This window comes from Oribacterium sp. FC2011 (assembly GCF_000701645.1).
In the GTDB taxonomy this organism is placed as follows: domain Bacteria; phylum Bacillota; class Clostridia; order Lachnospirales; family Lachnospiraceae; genus Oribacterium.
Window position 1 is genome coordinate 67,768 of record NZ_JNJM01000005.1, and the last position, 21,051, is coordinate 88,818.

Here is a 21,051-nt window from a genome sequence, read left to right on the forward strand (position 1 = left end):
ATCTGACCAAAACCCAACCTGTTCAGATTTAACTATCAGCTGAAATCAATTTGTTCCGATTTAATTGTCAGCTGAAATCTACTTTATTTCTTTCTATTTTATCCCCATCATCATACTTTGGTTTAATGGTGCTTTCAACCTGTTCATAGATGAGTCTCGCTCTGGAAGTTCCGTCCAGAAGCAGCTTTCTTGCATATTCATTGAGCTCAATCATGCGGTTAGTGTTTTTCATCATTTTGGTATTGATGTAAACATTCATCACAGCTCCTTCGATGGCTGTATTCAAAAATGAAACTCCCACTCCAACGTCGCTAAGCATAAGCTTTGAGCCGTTATCCGCTAGCTGCTGCATATAGATAAGAGCTTCACAGGCTTTTTCCATAACTTTTATGGGTGTCATGGAAGCATTGGACAGGCAGGTTTCGAGAGTTGTTTCTTTATAATCTTTTTCCTCCACTGTGTCCTCGGGAAGTCCGTAGGCTTTGCTGAGGGGATAGAACACTTCTTCATCTTCATCTGAAAGCTTCAGAAAATCCTCTCTCAGTTTAGTGAGTTTTTCCTGTATTCTGATAAGCTCCGGCTCAAAGTCAGCGTACTTCTTTTTACCGCTTGTGAATGCACAGACCATAAGTCCGAGGCTTACGCCATAGGCTCCTGAAAGTGCACTGGCGCCTCCCCCTCCCGGGACCGATTCCTTCGCCCCGAGCTTAGACAGATATTCTTTTAATACTGTATCTCCTGCTGTCATGTCCTGATCCTCCATAATTAAATTATCAGCGATATAATCTACATTTACATGTCAGATATAGATTTAAAGATAATGCTTATACAGAGCCCTTAAGCTATGAACAAGTTTGTCAGATAGTATGGCTCAAAAAGCGGCATTAACAGATGAGGAAAGTATAACGGATATTTTATTAAAGTAGCAAGCATCATTGCTATATTTAATGCTCATATACATGTTAACCAAATATCATGTATATTTCCTTTTAAATATCTATATCTTGTATGCCAAAAAGTCCATTCCAAAACATTGCAAGAAAAGTCAACTAATGACATAATGAAATTGCACGATACTTTGCATTGGACTCCGTACGATAGTCGTTCGGCAGATGCCTTATAAGTCAAAGACCGTAGCAGGAGGATAAAAATGAATAATAATGTATCAACTTCAACCACTCAGTCACAGGTTGGTATCAATGTTTCCGGCAAGGTGCGTGACCTTTCCATCATGTCAATGTTTACAGCCATTGTGCTGATCATGGCATTCACCCCGTTTGGCATCATTGACCTGCCTCTCATCAAAGCTACTATCTTACATGTGCCGGTCATCATCGGCGGAATCCTTATGGGACCTAAGAAGGGTGCTTTCCTTGGATTCCTTTTCGGAGCAACAAGTCTTTTTAAGAACATCATGGCTCCAAGTATCCTTTCATTTGCATTTACACCGACAGTTCCTGTTCCGGGTCTTTCACACGGATCACCATGGGCTCTGTTCATATGTTTTGTACCTCGTATGCTTGTTGGTGTTACACCATGGCTTGTTTACAAAGCATTCAGCAAGGTTCTTCCCAAGATGAATGATGCAATCCGCTTTGCTGTTCTGGTTTTATGCGGCGCTGTGGGAGCTTTCACAAACACAGGTCTTGTTATGGGCACCATCTATGTGGTATTTAAGAGTGCTTATGCCGCAGCCAATAACATCCCGGTTGACCAGGTTCTCGGAGTGATACTTGGCATAGTATTTGGAAACGGTGTTCCTGAAATGATCGTTGCTGCTGTTATCGTTCCTATCGTTGTGACAGCACTTATCAAATCACGAATTGCAGCAAAATAAATTTTATTAAATGATTAATTTATACCAGTCAAATTTTATATTTGACTGGTATTTTTTCCGCCGGCAGTAATAGGCGGAATGAGGATTATTATGAAAATTCTTTTGATAGATGTTGGTAATTCAAATATCGTTATAGGTGTTTTTGAAAATGGCACAAAGCTTTTTCAGGACAGAGCAGTTACCAAACAGAGATGGGATCAGCTTAGCTTCATGAATGAGCTTCAGACTATCCTTGATAAGAATTCTGTTTCTCCTTCGGAGATTGAGGGTTCCATAATATCTTCGGTTGTGCCGGACATTAACCCTATACTTGTTTCCGCGATAAAGAGACTTATAGGAAAGGTACCGAAGATTGCAAGCAAACAGAACATTGACATCCCTGTCAGAAATTACGATATGTCTCTTCTCGGCATGGACAGACTTGTGGATATGCTGGCTGCGGTTACAAAATATGGTGCTCCCGTAATGGTTTATGATCTCGGTACCTGTACCACCATGTCCACCATCGATAGTGAGGGTTATTTCATTGGCGGCATGATTTCGGCAGGGATACAGCTGAGCCTGGATGCTGAAGCAGAAAAGACTGCCCAGCTTCCGAAGCTCACTGCTGATGCACCTGAAAAGCTCTTGGGGGATGACACGGTTTCGTGTATGATTAACGGAGAAGTCATTGGCACAGCTGCCATGATCGACGGAATTCATGACCGGGTGGCTGAGGAGATTGGTCTCCCAAAGAATAAACTACCTCTGGTTCTCACAGGGGGACTGGGGAAACTTATCCTGCCTTGGCTGAAGAACGAGGTCTGTTTTGAACCGGATCTATTGCTGAACGGTCTCGAAATACTGTATCACAAGACCATCAAATAAAAACTTCAGGAAGGAGTATTTATGCTTAAAGGTAAAAATATTTTGTTGGGAGTAACCGGCGGGATTGCTGCTTACAAGGCCGCTGACATTTGCTCAAGATTGGTTAAGAACCATGCCAATGTTGACGTCATCATGACCGAGCATGCCCTGAACTTCATCACTCCCAATACTTTCGAAGCATTGTGCCACAATAAGGTGGTAACAGATACCTTTGACAGAAACCACCCCTGGGAGGTTGAGCATATTGCCCTGGCGGATAAGGCGGATTGTGTCATCATTGCCCCTGCCACCGCCAATATAATCGGAAAGCTGGCAAACGGCATAGCTGATGACATGCTGACAACTACTCTCATGGCCTGCGAATGTCCCAAGCTTATCGCTCCTGCCATGAATACCAAGATGTGGAATAATCCCATACTTCAGGACAATCTGAAGAAGCTCAAGCATTACGGATGGACTGTTATCGAACCCGCGTCAGGACATCTTGCATGCGGTACAGAAGGTGCCGGAAAGCTTGAAGATCCATCTGTGATAGTTGACTGGGTCATCAATCAGGCGGCCTGCGAAAAGGATATGAAGGGGCTCAGCGTCATGGTCAGTGCCGGACCTACATGTGAAGATCTGGATCCTGTACGTTTTCTTACCAATCGTTCCTCCGGCAAGATGGGCTACAGCATAGCTTCAGCCGCTGCCGCAAGAGGTGCAGAAGTTACTCTGGTAAGCGGGCCTGTGAACCTTCCTCATCCTGCAAATGTCAAGGTTGTTAACATCAGAAGTGCCGCTGACATGTACGAGGCAATCACCTCTCGTCAGAAGGATACGGATATCATCATCAAAGCGGCTGCCGTAGCAGATTACAGACCGGCTACCGTTGCAGATAACAAGATAAAGAAGAAGGATGACGGATCTGATCTCTCACTTCCTTTGGAAAGAACAGATGATATACTGAAATATCTCGGAAAACACAAAAAGAAAGGCCAGTTCCTTTGCGGTTTTTCAATGGAAACCGAGAACATGATTGAAAACTCCAGAAAGAAGCTTGAAAAGAAAAACCTGGACCTCATCGCCGCAAACAACGTTAAAGTCGAAGGCGCCGGCTTCCAGGGTGACACCAATGTCCTCACATTGATCTCACATGATTCGGAAGTTGAACTCCCACTGCTTTCAAAATGGGATGCAGCAAACAGGTTGCTGGATGAGATCATGAAGCTTCGCTAATTATATTCTATAAAAGCTAATCCACAGGAGACGGTTTTCTTATAAAGGAACCGTCTCCTGTGGATTATATGACCTAATAATTTGATATGAGTCATGTACAGATACTGTTATTGATCACTTCAACTGAGACCGGCAAGCACTGCGTCCAGCTTTTCCTGCATCTCGTTTACATGCTCTCTTTCGATAACAAGAGGCGGTACGAAACGGATGGTGTTGTGTTCTGCCGAAATGAGGATCAGCTTCTGCTCGAGCAGGGCTTTCTTCACGATTTCACCAACCTTTACTCCTTCCGCAAATTCAAGTCCCTGGATAAGACCCTTTCCTCTGTGGTCAACCACCAGATCAGGGTATTTTTCCTTAATCTCCTCGAGAGCCTTCCAGAGATGCTCTCCCATCTTCTTTGCGTGTCCCGGAATGTCTGCTTCTTTAAATACATCCAGAACTGCTGAAGCAACCGCACAAACAAACGGATTTCCGCCGTAGGTGGATCCGTGATCACCTGGCTTCATGGCCTCTGCAGCTTCCCCGCAGGCAAGGAAAGCGCCGATGGGAACTCCGTTACCAAGGGCCTTTGCCACTGTCATGACATCCGGCTTCACATCGTACTCCTGCCATGCGAAAAGATATCCGGTACGTCCCATTCCGCACTGGATCTCATCCAGAATAAGAAGGAGATCATTTTCATCACAGAGCTTTCTCACGCCTTTAAGGAACTCCTCTGTGGCAGGATATATTCCGCCCTCACCCTGGAATGTTTCCATGATGATAGCTCCGGTGTTTTCATTGATAAGAGCCTTGACCGAATCAAGGTCGTTGTAGATTGCGAACTTAACTCCTCCGATTAGCGGCTCAAAAGGCTCGCGATAATGATCCTTACCTGTCACGCTGAGAGCACCCATACTTCTTCCGTGGAAGGAGCCCTGCATGGCGATGATCTCGCAACCCTTCTTACCTTTATTAAAATGATAACGACGGGCAATCTTAAGTGCACCCTCTACGGCCTCGGTTCCTGAATTGGTAAAGAAAACCTTATCCATACCGGTCATCTCAGTAAGCTTCTCTGCAGCTTCAACAGCCGGCTCGTTGTAAAACAGATTTGATGTATGAAGAAGTCCCTTGTCGATCTGTGACTTCATTGCACGGTTAAGAAGAGCGTTACCGTAACCCAGACCGCAAACCGAAATACCGGCTCCGAAATCCAGATACTTATTGTCTCCTACATCGTAGAGATAGACTCCTTCTGCGTGATCAAATGCAACAGGAAAACGATTATAGGTTTTATAGAATACTTTATCTCCATCGTTCAAAACACGGTCGTTTACAACATTGCCCTTTACAATGGAGTCATCCATATATTTCATTGTCATACCTCCGATACCGGGGAATCATCCCCTCTGTAAATATGCTTTAAGCGTCTCTCCCGATCATTTTATCAGAAAAGACGCTATTCTTTAAATATTAGTCAAATGCTTTATCAATTGATTTCTCAATCATGGTTCCGATACCCTTATTAGTGAATATCTCAAGCAAGAGACAGTGAGGTACTCTTCCGTCAAGTATATGCACACTGTTAACGCCCTTCTTCATGGCATCTATACAGTTCTGAAGCTTGGGAAGCATTCCGCCTCCGAGAATTCCGGAATCAATCATTTCCTGAGCCTCATCAAGGCTTAATGTATGTATAAGGGAATTTTTATCTTCAAAATCTTTGTATACGCCCTCTACATCAGTAAGGTAAGCAAGCTTCTCGGCATGCATAGCTGCTGCAATGGCACATGCCGCATCGTCAGCATTAACATTGTAAGTCTGACCGTGATCATCAAAGCCTACAGGACAAATAACAGGTATAAAGTTATCATCCATGAGATCTTTAATGACGGTGGTATCAACGTCTACAACCTCTCCTACAAAACCGATATCCTCTCCATTACTGTATTTCTTTACACACTTAAGAAGGTTTCCATCCTTGCCGGAGATACCCACAGATTTACCGCCCAGGTTGTTGATGAGCTGTACAAGTGATTTATTGACCTTATTAAGCACCATCTCAGCGATTTCCATGGTTTCATCATCGGTAACTCTGAGTCCGTTTACAAATTTTGGCTCCTTGCCGACTTTGCTTATCCACTTTGAAATATCTTTTCCTCCACCGTGAACGATAATAGGCTTAAGTCCAACCAGTTTAAGAAGAGCCACATCCTGCATAACCTGCATCTTGAGGTTCTCATCTGTCATGGCTGATCCGCCATACTTTACGATAACTACCTTGTCCTGAAATTTCTGAATATATGGAAGTGCCTCAACCAGGGTTGCAGCCTTATTCATTATCTCCTGTGAAATGTCCATCTCTTTCTCCTTACGTACGATATTCTGCGTTAATGTCTACATACTCATGTGTGAGGTCGCAGCCCCATGCGGTGGCTGTCTCAACGCCCTCGTTCATTTCAATAAGGGCTGTGACTTCCTGATATCCCAGGATCTCAGCAGCAAAATCCTCATCAAAATCAAGGGGTACTCCTTGTTTATAAACAGCTATCTTTCCTATATCATTAACGAAATACAGGTCCACCTTTTCAGGATCGAACTGAGCTCCGCTGTAACCCATGGCACAGAGGATTCGTCCCCAGTTTGCGTCTCTTCCGTAAATTGCTGCCTTTGTGAGGGTTGATGATACAACGGATCTGGCTAATGTTCTCGCCTGATCCTTGTTTCTCGCCCCGACAACCTTTGCTGTGAAAAGGTGTGAAGCTCCCTCTCCGTCTGCAGCCATTCTTGTGGCGAGGGTTGCATTAACCTGATGAAGAGCAGATCTGAATGTTTCGAAATCCTCATCATCGTCAATAATTTCTTTATTCCCCGCGGTGCCGTTTGCAAGGATCACACAGGTATCGTTTGTTGATGTATCACCATCAACGGAAATCATGTTAAAGGTATCAACGATATCTTCGCTGAGGGCTTTCTGCAGGAGCTCCTTGGAAATAGCAACATCTGTTGTCAGGAAGCAAAGCATGGTGCACATTCTCGGATGAATCATGCCGGAGCCCTTTGTCATTCCGCCGATATGAACCTTCTTGCCGTCAAGCTCAAACTCCACGGCAAATTCTTTGTTCACAGTATCTGTGGTCATAATGGCTTTGCTTGCCGAGGTTGCGTGAGCCTCATCGCTTTCGAGAAGCGGAATCATTTCAGAGATGGCATTAAGCATCTTATCTACTGGGAGCTGCATACCGATGACACCTGTTGAAGCTACCAGTACGGACTCTGCGGAAAATGTATCTCCGAAGTGCTCTGCAACACACTTAGCTTCGGCTTTGCAGGCATCCATACCCTCTTTTCCGGTGCAGGCATTGGCGATACCGGAATTTACAACTACTGCATGCACCGGTTTTCCGGAGCTCACAATGTTTTTATCCCACATTACAGGAGCAGCCTTTACAACATTGGATGTAAAGGTTCCTGCCACCGTGCAGGGTTCTTTTGAAAAGATCATGGCCATATCATCACGGCCTTTTTTCCTTATTTCAGCAGCATAGGAAGCTGCCATAAAACCTTTGGCGGCACATACACCGCCGTTTATTGAAATCATACTCATTAATAGAACCTCCGGAGTCAATTGAAAACTCTCATTATCTTCTGACTCTAAACAGTTATCATCATTATCTTCATAGCTTATGTACAATCATGATTTATACGTGCTTGTATCATACCTACTTATAAAGATTAAATTTTCACTTTTAACCCAGGTTTACATTGACCGATTTAGGTCTGAATGTGAACTCAGCTCTTCGGTTTACCGAGCCGAAGAGCTTCATTCTATGAGCAAACTCTCTATAATGCCTTATTGGGGGTTTCCGATTAAGGCATCATACAAAGTTCTTACCGGATTTATTTGTTATTTTGAAGGTTCTTAACCTCAAGCATCTTCATTGCACGTACCTTCTCGGGAAGACCGAATAAGGTGATGAATCCTGAAGCGTCGTGGTGATCGTAAAGATCTCCTGTTGTGAAGGACGCAAGAGACTCATTGTAAAGTGAATATGGTGAAGTTGTTCCTGCCTTTGTGATGTTACCCTTGTAAAGCTTAAGCTTGGTAACACCAGTAACATACTTCTGTGTTGACTCTACGAATGCCTGAAGAGCCTCACGAAGAGGATCGAACCACTTACCCTCATAAACTACCTGAGAGTACTTAACATCAACCATCTGCTTGAATTCCATAGTCTGACGGTCAAGGATCAGCTCCTCGATCTGCTTATGTGCCTCCATAAGGATGGTAAGTCCCGGAGTCTCATAAACGCCACGGCTCTTCATACCTACTACACGGTTCTCAACGATATCGATGATTCCGATGCCGTTCTCTCCGCCAAGCTTGTTAAGCTCGATTATTATATCCCTAACAGACATCTTCTTTCCGTTAAGCTCAACAGGGATTCCTGCCTCCCATTTGATCTCCACATCTGTCACCTTATCCGGTGCCTTTTCGGGAGAGTTTGAAAGAACCAGCATGTGGTCGTAATTCGGCTCCTGTGAAGGATCCTCAAGCTCAAGTCCCTCATGTGAGATATGAACAATGTTTCTGTCGCGGCTGTATGAATTGTCCGCAGAGAATGTAAGAGGAATTCCCTTTGACTTAATGTAGTCGTACTCATCTTCACGTGACTGGAAGGTCCAGATGTCTGTCATTCTCCATGGAGCGATGATGTCAAGATCAGGAGCAAGAGCCTTGATGGAAAGCTCGAAACGGATCTGATCGTTGCCCTTTCCTGTAGCACCGTGGCAGATTGCCTTAGCGCCTTCCTTACGTGCAATGTCTACCAGCTTCTTTGCGATGGCCGGTCTCGCCATGGACGTTCCAAGTAAATATTTATTCTCATATGTTGCATCTGCCTGAAGGCATGGTACAACGTAGTTGTCACAGAAATCGTCGGTAATGTCTTCGATGTAAAGCTTTGCAGCTCCGGAAAGCTTTGCTCTCTCGGCAAGTCCGTCGAGCTCATTGCCCTGTCCTACGTCTACACAGCAGCAGATTACTTCATATCCAAAGGTTTCTTTAAGCCATGGTACGATTGCTGTTGTGTCAAGTCCGCCGGAATACGCGAGTACTACTTTCTCGCCCTGTGTGTTGTTCTTTGGTGTAAGATTGCCCATATCTTTTCTCCTTTTCAAAACTTTTTGACTTTACAGGTTATCCTGTGAAGTGTGGTAAGTACTTCTTCAAAAAGCATTTACTTAACTGCTGTTTGGATAATACGCTTTCTTGCATGAAAATGCAAGTGTTATTTGTATAAAAATGCATATTTAGTCATTTTATCTTGTATAAATCCTCATCCAATGCGTATTTGTAGCATATTTATACATCGCTAATGCATTATAGGGGAAGGTTCCCGACTGCGGGAACCTTCCCCTATTATTCACAATAATTCTCCCGGAGCGCCGGTGGTTTTACGGTTTTTAACGCAGGTCTCGAGGGAGATGGCGTCATAGATGTCTTCATCTATTTTGTCGCAAATGTTCTTATAATCTGTGAGTGTGAGGTCGTCGAGGGCACACTTCTTTTCTTCGCATAAGAGAACAAGCTCGCCTACGATGCCGTGGGCTGTTCTGAAGGGAACGCCTTTACGAACGAGGTAATCTGCAACGTCGGTGGCATTGGTGAATCCTCGCTTTGCGGAATCCTCCATGCGGGTTTTGTTAAAGGTTATGGTGCTGAGCATTCCGTTCATGAGTTTTACGGAATCAAGAACGGTATCCATGGCGTCAAAGGCAAATTCTTTATCCTCCTGCATATCCTTGTTATAGGCAAGAGGAAGTCCTTTCATTACTACCAGAAGACTCTGAAGCGCACCATATACACGTCCTGTCTTTCCGCGAATAAGCTCGGCTATATCCGGGTTCTTCTTCTGCGGCATAATGCTGGAGCCGGTGGAATAGGCGTCGGATATGCGGACAAACTGATACTCATTGGAGTTCCAGATGATGATTTCTTCGCTTAAACGGCTGAGGTGCATCTGTATGGTTGAAAGGTCGAATATATATTCAAGAAGGTAATCTCTGTCAGATACGGAATCCATGGAGTTGTTTGTGGGTTTTCTGAATTCCAGAAGTTTCGCTGTATAGTCTCTGTCCAGAGGATAGGTAGTGCCTGCGAATGCTCCCGCTCCGAGAGGGCACTCGTTCAGACGGTCTCTTGTGTCGCTGAGACGGCTAAGATCCCTCAATAGCATTTCCTTATAAGCACCCATATGGTGTGCAAGAGTTGTGGGCTGTGCCTTCTGAAGGTGTGTAAATCCCGGCATATAGGTATCGCGGTTTTCATCTATCAGCTTTTCAAAGGTGTTGATGAGTTCCTTGATCTCTTCCACCATGCTGTCCATATGGTCACGGGTATACATCTTCATATCAAGGGCTACCTGATCATTACGGCTGCGGCCTGTATGAAGTCTTTTGCCTGCCTCTCCGATGCGTTCTGTAAGTTCTGCTTCTATAAAGCTGTGAATGTCTTCGGCCGAACCGCCTATTGTGAGTTTTCCTGCTTCTATGTCTGAAAGGATTCCTTCGAGGCCTTTTACGATGGCTTCGCTGTCTTCTTCTGAGATGATGCTTTGTTTTCCAAGCATTTTTGCATGTGCTATGGATCCTCTGATGTCCTGTCTGTACATGCGTTTATCAAAACTGAGTGATTCGTTAAATGCTTCTGTTAATGCATCTTCTGCTTCTGTAAATCTGCCGCCCCAAAGCTTCATTGGCGTTCCTCCGTGATTAAAATTTTTGAATAAAAATATCCCCTGTGTATTTTACTACACAAGGGATATAAAGTTAAATGGTTTAAATGAATATCTGGTATATACCGGACGGAAAATGGGAGGGATGTGCGGCGGCCCACGGAATTGAAAGTACAGCTGGCACATTCATGTACGCCCCATATGCACTGACGTGCATCTGGTTCGTACATGAATGCACCAGCTGTTCTTTCAATCCGAGTCAAGGAGAAAATGCCATATGAATGCGCTACGCGCGGGCATTTTCGTTTGATTTCGGCTTACGCCGAAACAGCCTCGCCGCCTGGGGGCATCAGCATTTCTTACGAAACGCTGATAAAGCAAGCCTAGCCACACATCCCTTCCATTTTCCTGCATGTTCTATATATCTACTGATTAATTCTCTGTTGTTTCGTCTATGATATCTTGGTTTTCGATATTCTGAGGAGGGACGCAACTGTCGGATTCGCGGTCGGATTTTTCGACTTCCTCGAGTTCTTCGAGGGTTTCTTCAAGGATCTCTTCTACTTCGTCTTTGGCTTTGATTTCGTTATCGTTATCGTCGGCGACAGGATTCTCTTCATACTCGTCTTCTTCGTCATCCTCATCGTCTTCGTCCAGGGTTTCGGGGAGGAGGTGTTCCAGGTAGCCGTATTTTTTGGTGAAGATGGCTATCAGAAGGAGGACAAGGATACTTGAAGCGGAGATGATGGCGCCTTCCTTAAGACCGCGGGGGAAGTATTTCATTTCCACTTTGTGGGTTCCGGCTTCCAGCCTTACGCCTATGAATGTGTCTTTAACTTTTTGGAGTTCCTGTTTTTTTCCGTCAACATAGACTGTCCAGCCTTCGTCATAGGGGATTGAGGTCATCATGGTGCCGTTAGTGTTTGCAGTGATTTCTCCGCACAGATAGGTGTCCTCTATGGTTGTAAGGTTCCAGCCTTCGTCGTTCAGTTTGTCATAGACTTCCTTAAGGGCTTCATAGTCAAAGCGGTAGATGTCCAGTGACAATGCTTTTTCATTGGTCTCATTTTTAAGGGTTACTGAATCTCCCATATTGAGGTGGCCTATTTCTATAAAATAGCCTCTGTTTAAATTATTTACTTTTTTGGTTCTGTATCCGTAATCAACATTAACTTCTTTTATTGAAGAATCGTTGACGTAGGCATAATAATCGCCGGGAACGCCTGCTGTAAAACTGTACTGTTTTCCATTTAATTCTCCGATAACACTATTCAAAACCAGGTTTGTTTCCAAGGCATCACATAAGCTGTTCTGGTTTAATGCAGGTGAGCCCATGTCAGTGAACCAATGGGCAAGTTCTTTATCGGAAAGCTTAAATCCCAGCGGCAATGCATAGGTATTCTCATACATGTAAGTATCTCCGGAGGTGTCCAGAAGCTTAACGGACAGTTCTTCCGGTTTATCTACTTTCTGTGAATAAATGCTGTATTTTACCGCAAACAGCATATTCATAAGGGGAGTTGAGCCTGTTATGGAATATGCATTGGTGGAAGCTTCCATACCCACAGATTTAAAGAAATCCGAGCAGGCTGAATAGGCTGTGGACGAAAACATCGAAACGCTCGGGAAGTTCATCCAGGCACCATCGTCCTTACTCTTCCTGGTCATCTTCTCAAAGCGGTAAAAGCTTTTATCCTGTTCCTTTACTTCAGACACAAGTTTGATAACATCCTGATTGTCTGCTGTATAAGAATCCCTTGAAGTTGTAGGCACTGATGTGACAGCCATATTGAGGGTGAGCTCCATAAAGAGCACAAAGGCGAGAAGGATAACCCCTATATCATGATCAAATTTCTTAAGCTTGTCCGCATAAAGGAATCCAAAGTATATAAGGACAAAAAGCAATGTCACATAGAAGGTGTACCATTTTAAAGCATCATCAGTAACAAGCTTCTGAGCAAGCAGGATAAATGCAACTGCAGTAAACAGTGAAACTCCGATATGCCTGAATTCCACATTATGTCTCTTAATGTAAGCCTCATAGCACATATAAAGGATTATGAAAATGTATATGAAGCTCTGTCTGCAGGGAAGAGAGTTTGGGAAATGGAATCCGTGCCAGATAAAGTTAAGCATATTTATGCTGAAACTAAGGAAAAAGAATATAAGGAGAACGCCGTTTACAACTTTGTCCTTCACTCTTATGGCACCGTTTATGAAATACAAGGGAAGCATTATGAACACCATAGATCCGGCATAGATATTGGGCCAATGATCAAGTCCCTGCTCTGTATCAACCAGCGGCATCTGTCTTGCAAACATGTCTATGATGGTGAAATACTGCTGTGCTGTCTTCGGGAAACTGAAGTCACCTGAAGCGGTAAGCTGAAGGGCAAATATCTCCGGCAGAAGTGTAACCGCAGCAAGTCCTCCCGCAATCATGGAATATATGCCGAATCTTATGCCCCTTACGATGAAGGTCTGAAAGCTGTCCAGTCCCTCGGTAAAGTTAAGACATATGAAGTATATGACCATGAAAATACAGATCATTATAGAAATGTAGTAGTTTGAAAGAATGCTGAGTCCCAATGTCAGAACATACAGCATACCGCTCTCTCCTTTTACAAGCCTTTCAAGACCAAGCATAATGAGTGGGAAAAGCACTATACAGTCAAGCCACATCCAGTTCCAGCTATATGCAGAAACATAGCCTGATAAGGCATAGCATATAGCGAAAAATGCACATCCCAGATCATTATTCATAAAATGATGTCTGAGATAGTAACACATGGTAACACCGCAAAGACCGATCTTCAGTACTATCATGTATGTCATGAATTCAAGAATCAGTCCTTTGGGGCAAAGTGCCATAAGCCAGTTCAGAGGACTGGCCAGATAGTACGCATACAGAGCCGTAAAATTGATCCCGAGTCCCACATCCCATGTGTATAAAAGAGATCCTCCATGCTGAAGCTTATAATTAAACTCCGAGGAAAACGGAGCATACTGATGATACATATCTGTACGAAGAAATGTCTCCGAACCGAATGGATAGATTCCTCTGAAGAAAAATATAAGGATCATTGCTATGACAGGAAAAAGAAATGCCATAACATAGGCTTTTTTATTCTTGATATTTTTAAAGCTCATAGATCAACTCCTAAATACGCAGGTTTATGTGTTCCTTATGTGTTATTGATAATCCGATACAATTTTATACTACTGTAAAAAAGTCTATTTACTACATTAAGAATTACTGCTTTTATTGAACACCAAAAATTTACTAAATAAATAATTAGTGATTGTGACCACTACCTGAACAATAAGCTTAGCCACCTTATCGTTCATACCAAAGACAGTCACTGTTATAAACATTATCAGCATATCTATCCCCAGGGTACTCAGTCTGGAAACATAGAATTTACCGGCTTCCGCCCAGATATTTTCACTGCTGCTCTCAAAGACATACTTTCTGTTTGTGAAGAAGGCAAATGTTACTGCCACAACCCATGAAATGACATTTGCTGCCTGAAGCTGAAGCGGTGATGACGGATCACAGAAGGTGGAAACACAGATGAAATATACAAGAAGACTTACAACTGTTGTTAATCCTCCGACTATCAGATAGTTGACTATTTCTTTATATTTAAAGTATAACTCTTTCAATTTTTCCATAAATATTTCTCCGATCAGCTGGTTTTTAATCAAAATACACTCAATTATGGACTCTTTTTTGAGGTAGAAACTCAGATGATGTTTTTGCAAGTTACGTAATTTTGATATATACAGCCTCGCTAAAGTATAGCCCAGAGCTTAATTCATATCAAGAAAAGGGTGAAATTTTAAATCTTAATTGTGCAATATTGACTTTGAAAGTTTTACTAAAAAATGTAAAATATATAATATATGAATTCTTACTTTGATTGTCAATATTTAATTCAGATTATTTTCTTACAAATCAATCGTAATTTTATTGTGATTTAAGTAAATGTTTAAGTTCACATCAGAACTTGTTTCTAGTAAGACCATATTTTTTAAAGGAGGTATTATGTTTCAAAATGGTGATTATGTAGTTTACGGATGTAAAGGCATACACAAAATCATCGACAAAACAACGCTTAACATGGATGGCGTATCCAAAAACAAAGAGTATTACGTGATGCAGCCATATGATAAGCCATCAGGTTCCGTTTATGCTCCTGTTGATGCTCAGAAGATCAACATGAGAAAGATCATGTCAAAGGAAGAAGCTAATGCTTTCATCAAAACTGTTCCGGGCATAGGCATCCTTGACATCAAAAACAACAAACAGCGCGAAGATGCTTATAAAGAGTGCATCCGCAGCTGCGACCCGGACGAGCTTATGAGGGTCATCAAAACTTTATACGTTCGCAAAGAGGAACGTATCAGCCAGGGAAAAAAACTTACACTTACAGATTCACATTATATGCAGCAGGCAGAAGGCATTCTTTATGATGAGCTTGCACTCGTACTGGATATGCCAAAGGACAATGTTCCAGAGTATATTTCCGGAATCGTACATAAATCTGTAGTATGAGTAAAAAAGGGTGATGGACCCTGATTTAAAGCTATTGCATTTTATTTGGACAATAACTAAATATTTAGTATAGATATAGATAATACAAAAGGCTTCGGATTCAAAAATCCGAAGCCCTTTTTTTATTCAAATTAGATATCCTACAGGTATTTTTATAATCTAAGTCAATATGCTTTCAATGAATTTTTTACAACAGAACCAAGATATAAACACCCATTCTTCTGATGATCACTTATGATACGGCTCATTACTGTTGATCTTGAAAGCCCTGTAAACCTGTTCCAGAAGAATCACCCTCATAAGCTGGTGCGGGAAAGTCATCCTGCTGAAACTGAGCTTATAATTCGCTCTCTTAAGAACCTCCGGTGAAAGCCCCAGGGATCCCCCGATAACAAACACGATATCCGAGTTTCCCCTGACCATAAGATCCGACATCTTCTCCGCCAGCTCCTCAGAACTAAGCATATCCCCATTGATGGCCAGCGCAATCACATAAGCCCTGTCCCCAATCTTCTGAAGAATCCGTCCTCCTTCAGTCTCCTTAATCTTCTCCTCAACCGCCGCCGGCGCCCTGTCCGGCGTCTTCTCATCCTGCAGCTCGACAATATTGATATCACAATAAGCCGAAAGCCTTTTTGAATACTCCGCTATAGCGTCTTTCAGATACTTTTCTTTAATTTTTCCAACTGTAATAAGTGTAATCTTCATAAAATTTAAATCATAATCAAAATCAGCCTGAGTCAGTGGGCATCCTTTTTATTTCGTAAAATCAAACTAGAAAAATCAAACTCTGACTTCTTAGAGGCTGTGGGCATCCTTTTAAAATCGTAAAGCCGAGGCTTGAAAAATCAAAACAGACCCCCTTAGAACCACTTGGTCCCATTTTCCTTAGCCCCCTCGCCAAGTCAGATTTTTCATAAAGAAAATATCTGACATTGGCGAGGGCCTAGTGGTTCTTAGGGGGTCTGTTTTAGATTTTTCTGCCAAGGCGCCTCGATTTTAAAAGGATGCCCACAGCCTCGTAGGAGTCAGATTTTGATTTTTCCGCCAAAGCTATCCGTTATAAAAAGGATGCCCACTGACTCAGGCGTACGTTTTAATTAGTGAAGTGCCTCAAGTCGGTCTGTAACCTGCTTAAGCATCTGCTTATTCTTCTCGAGCTTGTCTCTCTCTTCCTGAACCTTAGCCTCAGGCGCCTTGGAGATGAAACGCTCGTTATTGAGCATGCCCTCGGAACGCTTGATCTCAGCCTCCCACTTAGCCTTCTCCTTTAGAAGTCTCTCCTTCTCCTTCTCGATATCCACAAGATCCGCAAACGGAATATATATAACCGCATCAGGAATAGCTACAGAAACCGCATCATCAGCGATACCGTTCTTGTTCTCCTGGATAAATACCTCAGAAGCATAAGCAAGAGTAGCAAAGAATACCTTACTGTGCTCAAAAGTCTTTCTTACTCTGTCGTTAGTTGTAACAACATAGTTCTGAGCCTTTCTGGAAGGAGCAACATTCATCTCTGTACGGATATTTCTGATAGCACGTACAGCTTCCTTTATAGCCTCGATCTCAGCCTCATCCTCTGCAAAGTCAAGAGCCTTATCGTAAGATGGCCAATCCTGTCTCATAAGAGGTGATGAACTGTCAGTAAGTGTATCGTAAATCTCCTCTGTAATGAACGGACAGAAAGGATGAAGAAGCTTAAGGGATGTAATGAGAACATGCTTAAGAGTCCAGAGAGCTGCGCCCTTTGTCTCATCCTCCTCATTCCAGAGTCTAGGCTTAACCATCTCGATGTACCAGTCACAGAACTCTTCCCAGATGAAGTTCTGAACCTTATCAAGAGCGATACCAAGGTCAAATGCCTCCATATTACGTGTAACATCGGTAACCAGGTTATTGACCTTGCTGAGTATCCAGCGGTCAGCCATGGAGAGGTTTTCCGGCATTGTCTCAGGGATATCTGCCTTATCAAGATTCATCATGATAAATCTTGAAGCATTCCATACCTTGTTCATGAAGTTACGAGATGCCTCTACTCTTGACCAGTAGAAACGCATGTCATTTCCGGGAGCGTTTCCTGTAAGAAGTGTCATACGAAGAGCATCTGCACCGTAAGTCTTGATAACCTCCAGAGGATCGATACCGTTTCCGAGGGACTTACTCATCTTACGTCCCTGATCGTCTCTTACAAGACCGTGAATAAGTACCTTTCCGAATGGAACCTTTCCTGTCTGCTCGATTCCGGAGAATACCATACGTACTACCCAGAAGAAGATGATATCGTAACCTGTTACAAGTACATTTGTAGGATAGAAATATTTATACTCAGGTGTCTCTTCAGGCCATCCTAAAGTTTCGAAAGGCCAAAGGGCACTTGAGAACCATGTATCAAGAGTATCAGGATCCTGTGTGAAGTGATTCTTTCCGCACTTAGGACAAACTGAAGGAGCTTCGGAAGAAACCACCATCTCACCGCATTCATCGCAGTAATATGCAGGAATTCTGTGCCCCCACCAAAGCTGTCTGGAGATACACCAGTCCTTGATATTCTCAAGCCAGTGAAGATATGTCTTTGAGTAGTTCTCGGGAACAAACTGAAGGTCACCGGTCTCTATAGCCTTGATAGCAGGCTTAGCCATCTCAGCCATCTTTACAAACCACTGAGGCTTGATCATAGGCTCAACGGTAGTACCGCAGCGGTCGTGGGTACCGACATTATGCTTTGTAGGCATGATCTTAACAAGAAGACCAAGCTCCTTAAGATCCTCTACTATAAGCTTACGTGCTTCATAACGATCCATGCCGTGGTACTTTGAACCCGGGCAGTTGATGGTAGCATCATCATTCATGATGTTAAGCTCAGGAAGGTTATGTCTCTTTCCTACCTCGAAGTCGTTAGGGTCGTGTGCAGGAGTGATCTTAACGGCACCTGTACCAACCTCCATATCGGCATGCTCATCTCCTACGATAGGGATTTCTCTGTCTGTAAGAGGAAGCTTGACATTCTTTCCGATGAGATCCTTATATCTAGGATCCTCAGGGTTAACGGCAACCGCTGTATCACCAAGCATAGTCTCAGGTCTGGTTGTGGCGATCTCTATAAATCTGCCTTCCTGTCCTGCGATAGGGTAATTGATATGCCAGAAATGTCCTTCCTGTTCCTCATGGATAACCTCGGCATCGGAAAGTGATGTATGGCAAACCGGGCACCAGTTAATGATACGTGAGCCCTTGTAAATATAGCCTTTCTTGTAAAGCTTTATAAAGGTTGTCTCAACAGCCTTTGAACAGCCCTCATCCATAGTAAAACGGAGTCTGTCCCAGTCAGCGGAGGAACCCATTTTGTGGAGCTGGTCAACGATTCTTGATTCATATTCTTCCTTCCACTTCCAGGCCTCCTTAAGGAATCCCTCACGTCCGAGATCATGCTTGTCGATGCCCTGCTCCTTAAGCTTATTGGTAACCTTAACCTCTGTAGCAATGGCTGCATGGTCACATCCGGGCTGCCAGAGCGCCTCGTAACCCTGCATTCTCTTAAAACGGATAAGTGAATCCTGTAATGTATTGTCGAGAGCATGTCCCATATGTAACTGTCCGGTTACATTTGGAGGAGGCATCATGATGGTAAATGGCTTCTTATTGGCATTTACCTCTGCATGAAAATAATTACCTTTCATCCACATTTCATAAATGCGGTCCTCAACCTCTTCCGGATTGTACTGTTTAGCAAGTTCCTTCATATATGTTTACCTTTCTATTTTTATCAAAGTTTTGCACGATACTCCCGTTTCCATTTGAGCACCATGATCTTTGCATGTTCACGAAAAGCTGAATGACTTTTCTGATAAATATCATAGATTTCTTTAGCACGCTCATCATGTTCTGCATCTGTCACTGCATTGTTGTACTCAAGCTCCCAACCGGCAAGAGTTTCAACATCGATAACATCGATATATTTCTCTATGGTTTTTACAGTTGGTTCAAGCTTATTGATCAGGTACAGCTTATGAAGCGCTTCCTCTGCCTGGGTAGTCACATAGACTTCCTCATAAAGATCTGCCGCTTTCCTGAACTGCATAACTGTAACATAAGTTCCGGCAAGTTTCATCTGAACCATGTGATCATTATTAAGAAAAAGCGATTCTTCATATGATTCGATAGCTTTTCCGTATCTTCCCATATGAAAATAAGTATCTCCGAGCATATTCAGAAATACGTGTCTGTCGATATTTCTGAGCTTTTTGAACTCATTTTGAAACCTTGATATCTCCAGCTGAGTATAATAATTGCTTTCCCTCAGGATCAGAAGTATGAGACGTTCCTGATCGATCTCATCCGAAACATTCAGATACTGCTCAAGCTTGGCTGCGAGAATACCCATAGAGAGTTCATCTCTGATCCACGTGGTAAGTTTATGATCCACAAAATCCTCAGGTATGATAACCGGATAATTGTATATCACATAGCTCAGTTCCTGAATGGACCAAATATTTATATCAAGTTTTTCATAGTAAAACGGATGTCTTGCATCCTTATTACACAAAAGTAATCCCATGAATTTTTCCTATAAAAATCTGTGCCGTATATGACACAACCATCTGTACAAAAAAGATCTTAAGGTGAACTTTTACTTATCAGACAGATCGATCTCTTCAACAATCTCTTTATCTGAAGCAGGGAAAATGTCTCCGAATCCGAGATCTTTCACAGTCACCTTCAGAGTATCGGCATCCTTGAATTCCGTAGTCATACGAACTTTGGTTGTACGATTCTCTCTTTCAGGAAAAGTATCCAGCATCATGCGCAGTCTCAGAGGTCTTTGTGGTTTAATAATGGAGGTGACCTGAAAATCAATAAAATCCTGATCATCCAGTATCATATCATAACTTGAACTGGTATCCATCCAGGGCTCTCCTGCACGAACAATGGGTAGGCTCTCAACCTTTTCATTCACAATGACTTTTACAGAAACATCCGATTTACTGCGAGTGTCACATAATATCATGTAATCCTCGCCTTTTCCTTCAGACTTATTCTTTACATAAATTTCAGCGCCGATTGCAAACATTCCGGGCTCTATAAGAACTCTTCTTTTATTACAGATAAAGTTCATAAAATTGGTGGCAAAGTTCGTATCCTGGAAACCTCTTCCAGATAAGAAGATAGATGAATATGATTTCTTTCCCATCACTCTTTCTGCTACAGTGCTCAGAATCTTATCTGCAATCTTCCCGCCTGAAGTAGTCTTCAGGATATCAAGATTAAACGCCTCTTCCTCTGCTTCATGAGCCACCATAACATAGCGCCTGGTACCTCTTGAAACATGCATTTCGTAATAGTAAAGGCATTGATTATTGAGTTCGAACATCCCCACCATACGATTATAGAGATTAGGATCCTGATCCAGTACAAAATGAGCAAAGCTTTCCGTATGGCTCAAAATAAAAATATTATCTGCGAGAACTCCTGCTCTTATCAGTGCTTCTTTTATCCTGCCGACAGCTTCACGGCTTGGCTTTCTGATGGTTATGGCCACAACATCTTCATCAGCCTTAATGCTGTCCTTTCCCAAAAGCTCATGGAAATAGTGGGCAAGTATATCTACAGCATGATACTTAACCCTTGCAATGGTTGCCGTACCGTTTTTTTCAATAAGGCTCAGAAGTTTATCCACTATAACTCCCGAACCTGCAAGAGTAGCCTTGTAAGCATCTTCACCTATAGTCCAGGCATCTTCCTTTTTATCCCTGGCAATGACTGTAGGATGATATTTGGATATGGTTTTATCATTTATACATATGCATGTATAATCATCATTTAGTGAAATTCCAATGTAGCGACTCACTATA

General features: G+C 42.8%; 16 protein-coding genes. 4 read left to right on the plus strand and 12 right to left on the minus strand.

What is annotated here, in order from left to right; all coding sequences use genetic code 11:
- Positions 1-67: 67 nt before the first annotated feature.
- The gene (locus T357_RS0105425) at positions 68-748 is read right to left on the minus strand and encodes a cyclodeaminase/cyclohydrolase family protein (protein WP_044916227.1); all 681 of its coding nucleotides are present in this window, start codon (positions 746-748) and stop codon (positions 68-70) included.
- Positions 749-1,150: 402 nt separating this feature from the next.
- Here T357_RS0105425 and T357_RS0105430 point away from each other — a divergent pair, with 402 nt between their 5' ends.
- From T357_RS0105430 to coaBC, 3 genes are all read left to right on the plus strand, one after another.
- Positions 1,151-1,837 carry an ECF transporter S component gene (locus T357_RS0105430; RefSeq protein WP_031549549.1) on the plus strand — a complete coding sequence of 229 codons (687 nt, stop codon included), beginning with the start codon at positions 1,151-1,153 and terminating at the stop codon, positions 1,835-1,837.
- Positions 1,838-1,927: 90 nt separating this feature from the next.
- Complete coding sequence (locus tag T357_RS0105435; RefSeq protein ID WP_031549551.1) at positions 1,928-2,704, plus strand: type III pantothenate kinase; 777 nt, start codon at positions 1,928-1,930, stop codon at positions 2,702-2,704.
- Positions 2,705-2,725: 21 nt separating this feature from the next.
- Positions 2,726-3,922 (plus strand): bifunctional phosphopantothenoylcysteine decarboxylase/phosphopantothenate--cysteine ligase CoaBC, encoded by a 1,197-nt coding sequence (gene coaBC / locus T357_RS0105440; RefSeq protein WP_031549553.1) that lies wholly within the window; start codon positions 2,726-2,728, stop codon positions 3,920-3,922.
- Positions 3,923-4,041: 119 nt separating this feature from the next.
- On the opposite strand, the gene T357_RS0105445 is transcribed toward coaBC, so the two are convergent.
- From T357_RS0105445 to T357_RS0105475, 7 genes are all read right to left on the minus strand, one after another.
- On the minus strand, positions 4,042-5,274 hold the full coding sequence (locus T357_RS0105445) for an aspartate aminotransferase family protein (RefSeq protein ID WP_044916265.1): 1,233 nt from the start codon (positions 5,272-5,274) through the stop codon (positions 4,042-4,044).
- A 106-nt stretch (positions 5,275-5,380) separates the two neighbouring features.
- On the minus strand, positions 5,381-6,262 hold the full coding sequence (gene argB / locus T357_RS0105450; RefSeq protein WP_029200584.1) for an acetylglutamate kinase: 882 nt from the start codon (positions 6,260-6,262) through the stop codon (positions 5,381-5,383).
- Between the two features lie 16 nt (positions 6,263-6,278).
- Complete coding sequence (argJ, locus tag T357_RS0105455; protein WP_031549558.1) at positions 6,279-7,508, minus strand: bifunctional glutamate N-acetyltransferase/amino-acid acetyltransferase ArgJ; 1,230 nt, start codon at positions 7,506-7,508, stop codon at positions 6,279-6,281.
- Between the two features lie 299 nt (positions 7,509-7,807).
- The gene (locus tag T357_RS0105460; protein ID WP_044916230.1) at positions 7,808-9,070 is read right to left on the minus strand and encodes an argininosuccinate synthase; all 1,263 of its coding nucleotides are present in this window, start codon (positions 9,068-9,070) and stop codon (positions 7,808-7,810) included.
- A 263-nt stretch (positions 9,071-9,333) separates the two neighbouring features.
- A complete protein-coding gene (gene argH, locus T357_RS0105465; RefSeq protein WP_031549562.1) occupies positions 9,334-10,665 on the minus strand; it encodes an argininosuccinate lyase in 1,332 nt (443 codons plus the stop codon).
- A gap of 411 nt (positions 10,666-11,076) precedes the next feature.
- A complete protein-coding gene (locus tag T357_RS0105470) occupies positions 11,077-13,794 on the minus strand; it encodes a YfhO family protein (RefSeq protein ID WP_049962293.1) in 2,718 nt (905 codons plus the stop codon).
- 96 nt (positions 13,795-13,890) lie between these two features.
- Positions 13,891-14,319, minus strand: coding sequence for a GtrA family protein (locus tag T357_RS0105475; protein WP_031549566.1), 429 nt, complete (start codon positions 14,317-14,319; stop codon positions 13,891-13,893).
- A 373-nt stretch (positions 14,320-14,692) separates the two neighbouring features.
- Between T357_RS0105475 and T357_RS0105480 the strand changes: the two genes are divergently transcribed.
- Positions 14,693-15,202 (plus strand): CarD family transcriptional regulator, encoded by a 510-nt coding sequence (locus T357_RS0105480; RefSeq protein ID WP_031549568.1) that lies wholly within the window; start codon positions 14,693-14,695, stop codon positions 15,200-15,202.
- A 228-nt stretch (positions 15,203-15,430) separates the two neighbouring features.
- On the opposite strand, the gene rlmH is transcribed toward T357_RS0105480, so the two are convergent.
- From rlmH to T357_RS0105500, 4 genes are all read right to left on the minus strand, one after another.
- The gene (gene rlmH / locus T357_RS0105485) at positions 15,431-15,910 is read right to left on the minus strand and encodes a 23S rRNA (pseudouridine(1915)-N(3))-methyltransferase RlmH (protein WP_031549570.1); all 480 of its coding nucleotides are present in this window, start codon (positions 15,908-15,910) and stop codon (positions 15,431-15,433) included.
- 392 nt (positions 15,911-16,302) lie between these two features.
- Positions 16,303-18,942: a valine--tRNA ligase gene (locus T357_RS0105490; RefSeq protein ID WP_031549572.1), complete on the minus strand. Its 2,640-nt coding sequence runs from the start codon at positions 18,940-18,942 to the stop codon at positions 16,303-16,305.
- Positions 18,943-18,965: 23 nt separating this feature from the next.
- Positions 18,966-19,757 carry a tetratricopeptide repeat protein gene (locus tag T357_RS0105495; protein ID WP_031549574.1) on the minus strand — a complete coding sequence of 264 codons (792 nt, stop codon included), beginning with the start codon at positions 19,755-19,757 and terminating at the stop codon, positions 18,966-18,968.
- 72 nt (positions 19,758-19,829) lie between these two features.
- On the minus strand, positions 19,830-21,047 hold the full coding sequence (locus T357_RS0105500; protein WP_031549576.1) for a DUF5716 family protein: 1,218 nt from the start codon (positions 21,045-21,047) through the stop codon (positions 19,830-19,832).
- Between the last annotated feature and the right edge of the window lie 4 nt (positions 21,048-21,051).

Excerpts from the sequence above, each read along its gene's own strand:
- T357_RS0105425 (WP_044916227.1), bottom strand. The coding sequence starts at position 748 with ATGACAGCAGGAGATACAGTATTAAAAGAATATCTGTCTAAGCTCGGG.
- T357_RS0105430 (WP_031549549.1), top strand. The coding sequence starts at position 1,151 with ATGAATAATAATGTATCAACTTCAACCACTCAGTCACAGGTTGGTATC.
- T357_RS0105435 (WP_031549551.1), top strand. The coding sequence starts at position 1,928 with ATGAAAATTCTTTTGATAGATGTTGGTAATTCAAATATCGTTATAGGT.
- coaBC (WP_031549553.1), top strand. The coding sequence starts at position 2,726 with ATGCTTAAAGGTAAAAATATTTTGTTGGGAGTAACCGGCGGGATTGCT.
- T357_RS0105445 (WP_044916265.1), bottom strand. The coding sequence starts at position 5,274 with ATGGATGACTCCATTGTAAAGGGCAATGTTGTAAACGACCGTGTTTTG.
- argJ (WP_031549558.1), bottom strand. The coding sequence starts at position 7,508 with ATGATTTCAATAAACGGCGGTGTATGTGCCGCCAAAGGTTTTATGGCA.
- T357_RS0105460 (WP_044916230.1), bottom strand. The coding sequence starts at position 9,070 with ATGGGCAATCTTACACCAAAGAACAACACACAGGGCGAGAAAGTAGTA.
- argH (WP_031549562.1), bottom strand. The coding sequence starts at position 10,665 with ATGAAGCTTTGGGGCGGCAGATTTACAGAAGCAGAAGATGCATTAACA.
- T357_RS0105470 (WP_049962293.1), bottom strand. The coding sequence starts at position 13,794 with ATGAGCTTTAAAAATATCAAGAATAAAAAAGCCTATGTTATGGCATTT.
- T357_RS0105475 (WP_031549566.1), bottom strand. The coding sequence starts at position 14,319 with ATGGAAAAATTGAAAGAGTTATACTTTAAATATAAAGAAATAGTCAAC.
- T357_RS0105480 (WP_031549568.1), top strand. The coding sequence starts at position 14,693 with ATGTTTCAAAATGGTGATTATGTAGTTTACGGATGTAAAGGCATACAC.
- rlmH (WP_031549570.1), bottom strand. The coding sequence starts at position 15,910 with ATGAAGATTACACTTATTACAGTTGGAAAAATTAAAGAAAAGTATCTG.
- T357_RS0105490 (WP_031549572.1), bottom strand. The coding sequence starts at position 18,942 with ATGAAGGAACTTGCTAAACAGTACAATCCGGAAGAGGTTGAGGACCGC.
- T357_RS0105495 (WP_031549574.1), bottom strand. The coding sequence starts at position 19,757 with ATGGGATTACTTTTGTGTAATAAGGATGCAAGACATCCGTTTTACTAT.